Source organism: Tardiphaga sp. (assembly GCF_028290785.1).
In the GTDB taxonomy this organism is placed as follows: Bacteria; Pseudomonadota; Alphaproteobacteria; order Rhizobiales; family Xanthobacteraceae; genus Tardiphaga.
The window spans coordinates 1-12,362 of record NZ_JAQGJD010000297.1 but is presented as its reverse complement, the minus strand read 5'-3'; the positions used below and the strand labels follow the sequence as shown (position 1 = coordinate 12,362).

Here is a 12,362-nt window from a genome sequence, read left to right as displayed (position 1 = left end):
CGCCGCCTGCTCGGCGGCTATACCGGCGACGTGTTAGGAGCGATTGAGCAGGTGTTCGAGATCGGCTTTCTGCTCGGTGTGGCGGCGGCGATGAGCCTCTGAGCTCAGCGCTTGTCCCGGACGCGGTGCGGCATTCTTATGCCGCTCCGCAGAGCCGGACCATCCCAATTTCTGTCGCGCGCAACGGCCCGGGCTCTGCGAAGCAATACCGCGTATTGCATCGCGTCCAGGGCAAGATGTCAGCGATCCGACAGCGGCCACTTCAGCGGCATTTGATACGGCGTCCCTTCGAATGCGGCCTCGCCGCGGCCGATCCGCGCGATCGCGTCCACCATCACGCCGCGACGGCCGAGCAGATCGTCCGCCAGTTGCACCATCAGCCGGTTTGGTGTGACGCTAGGCGAACGCCTGCGCAACTCGGCGGCCATCTCGCTTTCGAAGCCGGGGTTGCGATCACAAGCGATCACATAGGCGGCCGCACTGGAGCGGCTGATGCCGGCCCAGCAATGAATCAGCATCGGCCGCTCCGGCGCAGCATCGCGGCCGAAGCCGAGGATCGCCTGCATTGTCTCCGTATCGGGCGGGATCAGGCCCGGCGTCGGGACAGTGATGTCGTGAAACGTCAACTGCAGGTGGCGCGCATGCGCGAGCCTGGTCCAGTCATGCTCGGTGGCGCTGGGCGACAGCAGCGTGAGAAGGTCGAACGACTCGAGCGAAGCCGCGACAGCCGGGAGGCCGCCGAGGGAGCTGACATACATCATCAGAACGTAGCTCCCGCTTTGACCATGTACCTGCGGCCCGGCAGCGGATAGGCGTTGAAGCGGCCGGGCGTAAATGTGCTGGCGACGGCGTAGTCGTAATATTGCGCATCGAGCAGGTTGTTGACCGCGAGCGACCAGAAGAAGCGATCGTACTCGCCGCTCAGCTTGAGATCGATGGTCGCATTGGCGGGGATCACCGGCTGGGTATTGAACTGGTCGTTGTCCATGCGGCGGCTGCTCCAGTAGCGCACGGTGGCATCGAGCACGATGAATCTATCCCACACGTTCCAGGTGACGCCAGCATTGGCCGTGAGCGGCGACACGAGCGGCACGTCGTGGCCGGCAAACACACCCTCGCGAAAGACCGCGCGGGTCAGCGCCAGCCCGCCGCGCAGTAATACCGGTTCACTGAGCTGAAGCGACGCGCTGGTTTCCGAGCCGTAACGCCGGGTCGCATCGAGGTTGGTGTTGTAGAACAGCACAGGGTTGTAGTGAATCTCGTTACTAAGATCCATGCCGTAGATGCTGGACTGCACCGCGAAGCCGCCGGCCTTGATGCGGAAGCCGGCCTCGATGTCGCGCGAGGTCTGGGTCTTCAGCGAAAAGGTGCCGGGGATCGGGTTGAAGTTGGCGTCGAAGGACGGCCCGGACGCCACGCGCTCATCGACATTCGGCGTGCGGAAAGCGCTGGCGACGCGGCCGAACACGGCGAACACGTCGTTGAAGCGATGCTCGAGCCCGGCATGCAGCGCATGCTGGGTCTCGTCGCTGTTGAGTGGCAGCGCCTGGGTATCGAAGGCGCCGGGCGCATTGATGTCGAAGCGATCCCGCGCGCTCAGGCTGGTACGCTGAATACGGCCGCCATAGGACACGTCGGTGCTTGGCAGCAGGCTTACGGTCTGCTGCCAATAGGAAGCCAGCGTCCGCTGCGAGAGGTCGTAGACATGGATCGGCGCCGTGCCTTGCAACTGGCTGCGGTTGGAGTGATAGGTCGCGTCATAGTAGTCGATGCCGGTCAGCACATCGGATGGCAGGCCAAACACGATGTTCTTGATGCTCAACCGCGGCGTCAGCGACCAGGTCTGCAGGTTGGTATCGACATAGCTGGCGTTGAAACTGGACAGCGGCAGCGGCCCGAAGAAGCCGGCCTGCTGGTCCTTGTTGCGGACGCCGCCATCGACGATCAGCTCAGCGCCGCTCCACAGCGTCTTCGTGAAACCGGCGGTGACGTTGACGCCCTGCTTGTCGGTGTAATCCAGCGGCGTGGTGGCGCCGCGACGATCGGTGAGCAACTGATTGAGGCCGATCGAGGGATCGACGGTGCGCCCGCCGGGTAGCCCGAGGTGCTGGTTGTCGCCGGAAAGGGTTAGGAATGCCGAGAAGTCCGGCGTGGCGTAACGGATATCGCCCACGCCAGCGCGCTGGGTCAGCGCGTTGTTGTCACGATAGCCGTCGGAGCGAATGCCGCTGCCATAGAACGATGACGACCATGGCCCGGCATTGGCGGCCACCGACGCCGATCCCAGCTGCTGCCCGAACGAACCCGCGCCGCCCTCGACGCGCATCGCAAGCGGCTTCGCCGAACCGGTCTTGGTGACGATGTTGACGACGCCGCCGACCGCGTTGTCGCCATACAGCACGGCGCCGCTGTTGCCCTTGGTGATCTCGATGCGTTCGATCGAGTCGCGCGGGATGGTGGACAGATCGACGCCGGCGAGATCGAGGTCGTTGAGCCGCCTGCCGTTGATCAGCACCAGCGTATTGGCCGTGGCGAAAGCGCCGAAGCCGCGCAGATCGACCGAGGTGCCGGCGCCGTTGACGCCGCCATACAGACTCTGCACCTGCACGCCCGGCGTCCGGGCGATGATCTCCTGCACGGTCAGCGCCGGCGAATGCGCGATGTCATCGGCCGATATCACCGAGGTGGACGCGCCGACGATGCCATTAAACAGCCGGCTGGCAGTGACATTGATAGCCGGCAGCTCGGGGCTCTGCTGCGCAAAAACCGGCGCGATATCGAGAGACATCAGCGGCACGAGAAGCGTGCACGTGAGAAGGCAGCGACGCTGCCGCGCAACGGCGGAAAGGGAAGACATCGTTCGACCTCGGCTTGACGTTGTGGCACGTCACAGCGAACGAAGTCTCACCACGATGCCGTCGGCATCTCCGATGAAGCCAATGTCTGCAATCCCCGACCGACATCTTCGCGTGTGACCACGTTTGACGGCAGGTCTCCTGGCTCGCGGGTCGATACCTTGCGTCGCCTTCCCAGGACCGAGTTTCCCAGTGGCATGTGACGAAAGATTCACCGCTTACAGTTGCGGGGGCAGCCGCGGCATTGGGGAATTCTCCAGGAAAAATTTGCCCCGCACCGCATTCCCTTTTGATCCCCAAGCAGGGAACCGTCTCCGTGATCTAAGGTTTGCGGCAATGGAGAGTCAATGATGTTGCAGCTAAGGCCCGTTTTTACCGCAAGTTGTGGCAGAATTGTCGGTGGCTTGGCCGGCCAAGGCCCCTTACAAGCGGGCTTGGTTTGCCCTTCCGTTCAAGCAGATTTCTGCCATGCCCGCATCCGGTCCCTACCTCGAAGCGCCGCGCTGGCTGCGCACTTTCGTGCGTTCGCGCGAGATCAGTCTGGTGGCCGTCGCGGCCCTGATCGGCGGCATCGCCGGACTGCTGGTGGCAGCCATGAGTGGAGCGGTCAACCTGTTGCACGTGGTCCTGTTCAACCTGCCGTTCGGCGAGCGGCTGTCGAGCCAGACCACGATCGATCCGGTCCGCGCCATCCTGGTGCCGATGCTCGGGGGACTTCTGCTCGGCATCGCGCTGCTGGTATTGCTACGCTGGCGGCCGGGCCGCGAGATCGATCCGATCGAGGCAAACGCGTTGCATGGCGGCATGATGTCGTTCCGCGGCAGCATTATCGTCGCGCTGCAGACGGTGTGGTCGAGCGGCGTCGGCGGTTCGGTCGGACTGGAAGCTGGCTATACACAGATCGCCAGCGGCGTCGCCTCATCGATCGGCCGCGCGCTGCACCTGCGGCGCAACGACCAGCGAATTATGGTCGGGTGCGGCGCTGCCGCGGCCATCGCCGGCGCCTTCGGTGCCCCGCTGGCAGGCGCGTTCTATGCATTCGAACTGATCATCGGCGGCTATACCCCGGCCAGCCTGACGCCGATCGGCGTCGCCGCGGTGGCCGGCTATGCGGCGACGCGGCTGTTCTCGCCGCTGTCGCTCGGCATTTCGGTCAACCAGATCGGTGAAGTCACCGGCCAGGACCTCGCGGTCGCAGCCCTGCTTGGGCTGATCGCTGCGCTGGTCGGCATAGGCATCATGCGCGGCGTAGCGCTGTGCGACGCGGTATTGGCAGAGGTCCGGCTGTGGCCGCCGTTGCGACCGGCGCTGGGAGGCCTGATCGTCGGCCTGCTGGCGCTGATCACGCCGGAAGTCCTGTCCTCGGGTCACGGCGCCCTGCACGTCACCGGCGGTATGACGGCGCCGCTCACCGCACTCGCGACCGTTTTTGCGCTCAAGGCGATCGCCTCGGTGATCTCGCTCGGTTCGGGTTTTCGCGGCGGACTGTTCTTCGCCTCGCTGCTTCTCGGCGCGATCGGCGGCCACCTGTTTGCCGCCGGCTTCTCTGCGCTGTTGCCGGCCTTGCATCTTGATACCAGCGTCTATGCGGTGATCGGCATGAGTGCGCTGTCGGCTTCGGTGATCGGCGGCCCGCTGACCATGACCTTCATCGCGCTGGAAGCGACCGGCAACCTGTGGCTCACGACCGCAGTGCTCATCGCGGTGATCGTCTCGACGCAAACTACGCGCGAGCTGTTCGGCTACTCGTTCGCAACCTGGCGGATGCATCTGCGCGGCGAGACGATTCGCAGCGCGGCCGATGTCGGCTGGATTCGCGACCTCACTGTGCGCAGCATGATGCGCGCCGACATGGTGACAGTGAATGCCGACATCAGCATCGCGCAGTTTCGCGAAAAATTTCCGCTGGGGTCCAAGACCCAGGTGATCGCCGTCGACGGCAACGATCGGTACGCCGGCATCGTGCTGGTCGCCGATGCCCACGCGCCGGAGCGCAATCCTGCCAACGGGCTTCGCGAGATTTTGCGCAGCCGCGGCTTCACGCTGCTGCCGGACTGGAACGTGCGGGAGGCTGTCGCGGCGTTCGACCGCGCCGAGGCCGAGTCGCTGGCGGTGCTGGATACGCTCGATCGCGGCCGGGTGATTGGGGTCCTCACCGAGGCCCATGTGCTGCGGCGTTATGCCGAGGAGTCGGAAAGGCGCCGGCGCGACGTGCTAGGCGAAGTCTGAAAGCGACCGATCGTCGCCGACGAATTTCCATGGATGTCGGCTCCCGACATAGCGGAGCACCGTCGATGCTCGTTCAACACGCTGGGGCGCCAAGCCATTTAACTTGCACGACGATATTTGGTGCCTCGTTACCCATTTGGCCGGGCAGCGAATGCCGGCGGGTGCTCGAGTACCGCGCGATGAAAGGCTGCCAACCGTCGCCACTGCGCTTCCCGGGATACCTATGTCGGTAGCAGAACGCGCAAGGGAAGTCGTTGTGCCACAGCGACAACTTCGATTCAGAATATCTCCTCGTTAAGCAATCTCCGATAGGTACTTAGAGAACCTTCGATGACGGAATAGCAGAATGCTTATCAATATCGTCTCCTCCCTCAAGACCGTGCTTTCGCCGCCCGACGACAATCCCGAACTTTTGCAAGCCAAATTTTCCGCGTTCAGCCGGCAAGTACCGATCATGTATGCGCTCGTGGTGCTCAACACGCTGGCGCTGGCTGTCACACACTACGGCCGCGCGCCGGACTGGCTGACGCTCTATCTGCCGGGCGTACTCGACGCGATCTGTATTTGGCGGACGGCGATGTGGTGGCGTTCGCGTCATCGCACCATCAGCTTCGAACAGGCGATCCGATGGCTGCGCAGCACGATCGCACTGGCCGGATTGCTCGGCGCCGGATTCAGCGCCTGGAGTCTCAGCCTGTTCAGCTATGGCGACGCCTACATGCAGGGCCAGGTCGCATTCTTTATGGGCGTGACGGCGATCGGCTGCGGCTTCTGCCTGATGCATCTGCGCTCCGCCGCGCTGCTGGTGATGGCGCTGGTGGTTGTTCCGTTCACAGCGTTCCTGGGCTCCAGCGGCAATGTCGTCCTGGCGTCCATCGCCATCAACTTTGCGATCGTCGCCATCGCCGTGACCTTCATGCTGCTGACTAACTACAGCGAATTCGAGCAGCGCGTGAATTCCGGGAGCGCGTTGCGTGCCAAGCAGGCGGAACTGCAGGCCATGAGCGACACCAATCTGCGCAATTCCAATACCGACATCCTCACCGGCCTTCCCAACCGCCGGCATTTTTTCGCCGAGCTGGAGCGGCGGATGGCGGTCGCGGCAGCGGATCCCGCCAACAAGCGGCTGAGAGTAGGCATCATCGATCTCGATGGCTTCAAGCCGATCAACGACGTCCACGGCCATCTCATGGGCGACCGCCTGTTGATCGCCGTTGCCAAGCGGCTGCGCGCGCGCCTCGATCCCGCGGTCTTTCTCGCACGTCTCGGCGGAGACGAATTCGTCCTGATCAGCGACCGTGTCACGGACCGGCAAGCCGCCGTCGCGGCCCGCAAGCTCCTCATCGATATCTTCGAAGCCCCGTTCGAAATCGACGATCTCACCGTGCGCATCGGTTGCTCGATCGGCTATGCTGAATTCCCGAAGGTCGCGAAGAGCGCGGAGGATCTGTTCGAACGCGCCGACTACGCGCTGTTCTATGCCAAACAACACGATCGCGGCGGCATTGTCGGCTTCTCTGCCGTACACGAGGCGACGATCCGCGAAGCCAGCGTGATTGATCAGGCGCTGATGAATGCCGACCTGGAGCGCGAGTTATGGATCGCCTATCAGCCCATCGTCGAGGCCAAGACTTTCCAGACAGTCACTTTCGAGGCGCTGGCGCGGTGGAAAAGCCCGGCGCTCGGCAACGTTCCGCCGATACGCTTCATCGTCGCGGCCGAACGCTCGGGTCTGATCGCCCAGCTCACCCCGATGCTGCTACGCAAGGCTCTGGAGGGTGCGGCGACGTGGCCTGAGCAGGTCCGGATTTCGTTCAACCTCTCCGCCATCGACCTCACCTCCCCGCTATCGATCCTCAAGATTATCAGCGTGGTCGAGAATAGCGGCGTTAAACCCAGCCGGATCGATTTCGAGATCACCGAGACCGCCGTGATGGGCAATCTTGCTTTGGCCACGGAATCGCTCAATGCCTTGAAGGCGCTTGGCGCGCGGATTTCGCTCGACGATTTCGGCACCGGCTATTCCAGCCTGAGCTGCATCCGCGAACTCCCGCTGGACAAGGTGAAGATCGACCGCAGCTTCATTACCAAGATCGAAGATGATCCGGCCGCCTGCCTGATCCTGCGCACCATGATCGGTCTGTGCACCGGCCTTGGCTATGAATGCATCGTCGAGGGCGTCGAGACCCATGAGCAGGCCCAGTTCCTGCGCACCGAGGGCTGCCGCTTCATGCAGGGCTACTTCTTCGCCAAGCCGATGAGAGTCGATCGCGTCCGCGACTATATCGCCGCGTCCAACTGCGGGGCGTTGCAACTCGAGGAGGCAAGTGGCTGGACGAGGTCGGTGGTCTCGTCGATCGGCGCTCCGCAGCGTTAGATGTTTTGCCCGTCGAGCAGCCGGATGGTTTCGAACAGCGTCGCGGCACCGACCGCCAGTTGCTCGGGCTCGGACCATTCTTCGGGGCAGTGACTTTTGCCGTCCCTGGACGGAATGAACAGCATCGCACTAGGTCCAATATGCGAGATGAACGCGGCGTCATGTCCGGCACCGGAGGCCAGCGTCGTGGTCGAGTAGCCGAGTTTGTCGGCGCTGCGGCCGAGCAGGTCGCGCAGGTGCGCATCGCACGGCGCTGGCGGATTCTGCGACAGGATCGCGAAACCCTCGCGATCGACATTCAGACGCCCGGCAATCGCCGTGCTCTCGCGGTCGAGCAGCGCGACGAATTCATCGACAAGCGCGACCTTCTCGGCGCGGATGTCGATGATCATGCGCGCACCGCCCGGTACCACATTGGCGGCGTTCGGGCTGATCTCGAGCACGCCGACCGTGGCAACGAAGTGGCCCTCATTTCGCCCAGCGAAGGCGCGGGCCTCGCGGTCTACCAGCAGCAACAGTTCGGCGGCCGGCAAGCTGGCGTCGCGGCGATACCGCATCAGGGTGCTGCCGGCATGATCGGCCGCGCCCTTCAAGGCGATCTCGACGCGGGTAATGCCGGCGATCCCGGTGACCAGGCCGAGATCGAGCTTGTTGCGCTCCAGCACCACGCCCTGCTCGATGTGCAGTTCGAGATAGCCGGCGATCACCGGCTTCTCCATGTGCGGGATCGCCGCGGGGTCGCCGCCGACGCGGATGATGGCATCCGCCAGCGTCTCGCCCTGCGCATTGGTGTAGGTCAGCATTTTCGCATCTAGTTCGCCGACCATGGCGCGGCTGCCGACGCAGGACAGGCCGTATTCGCTGGGTTCCTCGGCGAGGAAGTCGACGATCTCGATCGGGTGCCGGAACGGATAGTTCGAAGCCTGCAGCGCGCGCACCGCTTCCAGCGCGGTAAGGATGCCAGAGATGCCGTCGAAACGACCGCCGGACGGCACGGTGTCGGAATGCGAGCCGAGCATGATGGGCGGCGCGCCTTTCACGGTGCCTTCAAGCCGCGCGATCAGATTGGCGCCGGCGTCGAGCCGCACCGTCATGCCGGCAGCCAGAAACTGTTCGCGTAGCCATGCGCGGCCTTCGAGGAAACGCGGCGAGAACGAGCGTCGCGTCCATGGCTTGCCGGGATCGGTGATGGCGGCCAGCGCCATGTGGTCGTTCCACAGGCGGTCCTGATCGATCGGCGGCTTGCTGTCGGTGGTCGTGTTCAAGGCTGAAACTCGCTTCGGTGGGCCGCCGGCACTGGCGTCTTCGCGGCAATTGTTGAACACTTTGCGCGCCATGAATCAAGAAACCAACGGGAGACGCTGAATGGACGGCACCACCAAGAAAATTGCCTGGGTTACTGGCGGCGGCACCGGGATCGGCAAGGCCGGCGCGCAGGCGCTGCTGGCCGATGGCTGGACGGTGATCATCTCCGGCCGCCGCGCCGACGTGTTGCAGGGCGTCGCCGACGAACTCGGCCACGGCGGCAAGCCCGTCGAGGCGATGGCGCTGGATGTCAGCCATGCCGCCGACGTCCAGAAGGTCGCCGACGCGATCCTTGCCAAATACGGCCGCATCGATCTGCTGGTCAACAGCGCCGGCGTCAACCTACCGAAACGCAGCTGGCAGGACGTCACCCAGGACGGCTGGGACCAGATTGTCGATATCAACCTCAACGGCGTGATGTATTGCATGCGCGCGGTGCTGCCGGCGATGCGCGCGCAGCACGACGGCTGCATCATCAACGTCGCCTCGTGGGCCGGCCGCATCGTCTCGAAGATGACCGGGCCGGCCTATACCGCGACCAAGCATGCGGTGCTGGCGCTGACGCACTCCTTCAACATGGACGAATGCGTCAACGGACTACGGGCGTGCTGCCTGTCGCCCGGCGAGGTGGCGACTGACATCATGAAGAACCGCCCGGTGCCGCCGAGCCAGGAAGTGATGGCGCGGATGCTGCAGCCCGACGATCTCGGCAAAACCATCGCCTTCATCGCCAGCATGCCGCCGCATGTCTGCATCAACGAGGTGCTGATCAGCCCGACCTGGAATCGCTCGTTCACGGCGATGTGAGCACGGGCAGCACTCTTTCTTCTTCCTTTTCCCCCGCGCGAAGCGGCGCTTCGTTAGGTGGGAGAAGGCGGCGCGGACGAAGTCCGCGACGGATGAGGGGTTTCTTCGGAGCAAGACACTACCTCTCACCCGTCTCGAACCGCTTCGCGGTTCGATCCACCCTCTCCTACAAGGGGAGAGGGGAAGAACGAGATCACCCCTTCTGCGACGTCGGCGTAAACGGCCCCTTCGGCGCGTTGCCGATCAGCGCGACGCAGACCAAGGCTGCGATGGCGAACCAGACGGTGAGCCAGAAGCCATCGATATAGGCCAGCGTATTGGCCTCGCGCTGCACCAGCCCTGCCAGCGTGCCGACGCCGCGGGCCTGCGCGAGGCCGGCGCCGTGGCTGGAAAAGCGTGCGGTGAGCTGCGCCAGGATGCCGGTGACGTCGGCGTCGCCGCTCGCGACATGCTGACCGAGCAGGTTGGAGTGGATCTGTTCGCGTATCCGCAGCCAGGTGCCCATCAGCGCGATGCCGATCTCGGCGCCGCCAAGCCGCATCACCTGGATATAGGCGGCAAACGCCGTGGCGCGGCTAGGATCGGAATTCGACAGCGCGAGGATCACGATCGGCAGCAGCGTGAAGGACTGCCCGAGCGAATGCAGCAACACCATCGGGATGAAGTCGCCGCGCGACCAGTCATGGGTCAGTTGCGTACCGAGCAGGCCGGCGGCGGCAAAGGCCGACAGGCCGACGATCAGTGTCAGCTTCACGTCGTAGTGCCGGATCAGGTAGATCGACAGCGGCACCAGTACGACCATCGGCAGCACGGCATAAATGAGAAACAGCATGCCGGACTGTTCCGGGCGAAGCTGCGCGATGGTGACGAGGAAGTTCGGCGCCAGCGAGGAGTTCGACAGGCTGGTCAGCGTGTACAGCAGGATCACCACCAGCGAGAGACCGATATTGCGCGACAGCAATACCTCGGCATGGGCCCAGGGCCGCGCCACGATCGACTCGTTGATGAAAAAACCGATCGTCAGAAACGCGCCGCCGGCGAGCAGCGCCGCCACCGTGCCGGAGCCGAGCCAATCGAGCCGGTTGCCCTGGTCGAGCCCGGCATAGATCATAGCCATGCCGGTTCCGAGTAGCAGCATGCCGGCCCAGTCGGCCTTTTCGACCAGGTCCCGGTTGACCGGCTCGTGCGGCGTGCCGAGCCAGACGAACAGCGCGAGCAAAGGCGCGATGAAGCAGTCCTGCCAGTACAACCATTGCCAGCCGACATGATCGACATAGAATCCGACCAGAGAAATGCCGGAGTTGAGCGTGAAGCCAACCCGGATCGAATAGATCGCGATCGCCGGCAGCCACCATTTCATCGGCAGGTTGCGAAAGATGATCAGCAGTGTCGCGGGAACGAAGGTGCCGAGCAACAGGCCGTGCACGATATTGAGCGTCATCAGCACGCTGTAGTCGCGGACCAGCGGGATCAGCAGCGAGATCACCGCATAGACCAGCGCGGGGATGCCGAGCACCCGGCGCAGCCCGAACGCCGTCGCCATCCAGGCCACCGCCGGCGCGATGAAGATCTGCGACGCGGTCGCGGCGGTGCTGAGCCAGGCGCCTTCGTCGAAACTGAGCGACATCGCGCCGCGAATATCCGGCAGGCCGATCGAGAACAGCCTGGTGTCGAAATTGGCCAGAAACGCCCCGAGCAGCACCGCGCCGACCGCGAAGATCGGCCGGTGCGAAACCTCGCCGGTCGAGACCGGGCCGCTTTCGATAACCTTATTTTCCGCCATTGCTGTCGGCCACGGACGCATCGGTGTTGATACTGGCGGTCACCGACATGCCGGGCAGCAGCCGCTCCAGCAGCGGCTGGCCCTTGTCGAGCACGATCCGCACTGGCACGCGTTGTACTACCTTGGTGAAATTGCCGGTGGCGTTGTCCGGCGGCAGCAGCGCAAATTGCGAGCCTGATGCCGGCGAGATGCGCTCGACGCGGCCGCGTAGCGGCTCGGTGGAGAACGTATCGACGACGATCTCGACAGGCTGGCCGGGCTTGACGCGTGTCAACTGGGTTTCCTTGAAATTGGCGATCACATAGACGTCGGGCAGCGGCACCACGCTGATCAGGCTGGAGCCGATATTGACGTAGTCGCCGGGCTGCACCTGGCGCTCGCTCACGACGCCATCGAAAGGTGCCAAGATCCTGGTGTAGCCAAGCCGCAACTTGGCGGCGTCGAGCGATGCCTTGGCGCCGAGCAGATCGGCGGCGCGCTGCTTTTTGGTGCCGGCCAGCACTTCGAGTTGATGGCGCTGCGCGGCAATGATGGCGCCGCTCGCCTTCACATCGGCCTGCGCCTTGGCGTAGGCAGCGACGGCCTGCTCGAACTTCTGCCGCGTGCCGGCCTCGGTCTTGGTCAGCGACTGCTGGCGTTCTTGTTCCTGCTGCGCCTCGACTTCCACGGCCTGCGCGGAGACGCGCTGCGCCTCGACCTGCGCAATGGTGGCGTATTGCAGCTCGACCTGGTTGGCGAGATTGTCGAGCGCGGCCTGCGCGCCGGCGACAGAGGCCTCGGCCTGCGCGACCTGTGCTGCGTAGTCCGCGGGATCGATCTGGATCAGCAGGTCACCGGCCTTGACGCGCTGGAAGTCGTTGACGGCGACGGCCTTCACTTCGCCGGCGACGCGGCTGCTCAGCCGCGAGGTCTGGGCGCGGATATAGGCGTCGTTGGTGGTCTGGATCGCGCGACCGCCGACCCAGACATCCCAGCGCACCGTCGCCAGCACGATGAAGACGACGAC

Annotated in this window: 9 protein-coding genes and 1 riboswitch; of the genes, 4 read left to right on the top strand and 5 right to left on the bottom strand. The window is 64.2% G+C overall.

What is annotated here, in order from left to right:
• Window positions 1-102 (top strand): adenosylcobinamide-GDP ribazoletransferase (locus JWR89_RS18165; protein ID WP_366142999.1); only part of this gene is annotated, 102 nt, incomplete at its 5' end.
• A gap of 137 nt (window positions 103-239) precedes the next feature.
• Here JWR89_RS18165 and JWR89_RS18160 read toward each other — a convergent pair.
• Both JWR89_RS18160 and JWR89_RS18155 read right to left on the bottom strand, forming a co-directional pair.
• Window positions 240-761 (bottom strand): tyrosine protein phosphatase, encoded by a 522-nt coding sequence (locus tag JWR89_RS18160; RefSeq protein WP_299718642.1) that lies wholly within the window; start codon window positions 759-761, stop codon window positions 240-242.
• Entirely contained in the window at window positions 761-2,788 is a 2,028-nt protein-coding gene (locus tag JWR89_RS18155) for a TonB-dependent receptor (protein WP_299718641.1), read from the bottom strand. The genes JWR89_RS18160 and JWR89_RS18155 overlap by 1 nt, the downstream gene beginning before the upstream one ends.
• Before the next feature lie 180 nt (window positions 2,789-2,968).
• Window positions 2,969-3,183, bottom strand: a riboswitch (cobalamin riboswitch).
• Window positions 3,184-3,323: 140 nt separating this feature from the next.
• Between JWR89_RS18155 and JWR89_RS18150 the strand changes: the two genes are divergently transcribed.
• Together JWR89_RS18150 and JWR89_RS18145 are read left to right on the top strand one after the other, a co-directional pair.
• On the top strand, window positions 3,324-5,084 hold the full coding sequence (locus JWR89_RS18150) for a chloride channel protein (protein WP_299718640.1): 1,761 nt from the start codon (window positions 3,324-3,326) through the stop codon (window positions 5,082-5,084).
• 346 nt (window positions 5,085-5,430) lie between these two features.
• A complete protein-coding gene (locus JWR89_RS18145) occupies window positions 5,431-7,461 on the top strand; it encodes an EAL domain-containing protein (RefSeq protein ID WP_299718638.1) in 2,031 nt (676 codons plus the stop codon).
• On the opposite strand, the gene JWR89_RS18140 is transcribed toward JWR89_RS18145, so the two are convergent.
• On the bottom strand, window positions 7,458-8,726 hold the full coding sequence (locus JWR89_RS18140; protein WP_299718635.1) for a Zn-dependent hydrolase: 1,269 nt from the start codon (window positions 8,724-8,726) through the stop codon (window positions 7,458-7,460). The two genes, JWR89_RS18145 and JWR89_RS18140, sit on opposite strands and share 4 nt — an antisense overlap.
• A 100-nt stretch (window positions 8,727-8,826) precedes the next feature.
• On the opposite strand from JWR89_RS18140, the gene JWR89_RS18135 reads away from it, so the two are divergent.
• Window positions 8,827-9,573, top strand: coding sequence for an SDR family oxidoreductase (locus JWR89_RS18135; protein WP_299718633.1), 747 nt, complete (start codon window positions 8,827-8,829; stop codon window positions 9,571-9,573).
• A 193-nt stretch (window positions 9,574-9,766) separates the two neighbouring features.
• Here JWR89_RS18135 and JWR89_RS18130 read toward each other — a convergent pair whose 3' ends face one another.
• Together JWR89_RS18130 and JWR89_RS18125 are read right to left on the bottom strand one after the other, a co-directional pair.
• Entirely contained in the window at window positions 9,767-11,356 is a 1,590-nt protein-coding gene (locus JWR89_RS18130; protein ID WP_299718631.1) for an MFS transporter, read from the bottom strand.
• On the bottom strand, window positions 11,343-12,362 hold a 1,020-nt coding region (locus JWR89_RS18125), incomplete at its 5' end, for an HlyD family secretion protein (protein WP_299718629.1). The genes JWR89_RS18125 and JWR89_RS18130, both read right to left, overlap by 14 nt.

Bases quoted from the DNA above. Each gene is read 5' to 3' on its own strand.
- JWR89_RS18135 (WP_299718633.1), top strand. From the start codon at position 8,827: ATGGACGGCACCACCAAGAAAATTGCCTGGGTTACTGGCGGCGGCACC.
- JWR89_RS18130 (WP_299718631.1), bottom strand. From the start codon at position 11,356: ATGGCGGAAAATAAGGTTATCGAAAGCGGCCCGGTCTCGACCGGCGAG.
- JWR89_RS18150 (WP_299718640.1), top strand. From the start codon at position 3,324: ATGCCCGCATCCGGTCCCTACCTCGAAGCGCCGCGCTGGCTGCGCACT.
- JWR89_RS18160 (WP_299718642.1), bottom strand. From the start codon at position 761: ATGATGTATGTCAGCTCCCTCGGCGGCCTCCCGGCTGTCGCGGCTTCG.
- JWR89_RS18145 (WP_299718638.1), top strand. From the start codon at position 5,431: ATGCTTATCAATATCGTCTCCTCCCTCAAGACCGTGCTTTCGCCGCCC.
- JWR89_RS18155 (WP_299718641.1), bottom strand. From the start codon at position 2,788: ATGTCTCTCGATATCGCGCCGGTTTTTGCGCAGCAGAGCCCCGAGCTG.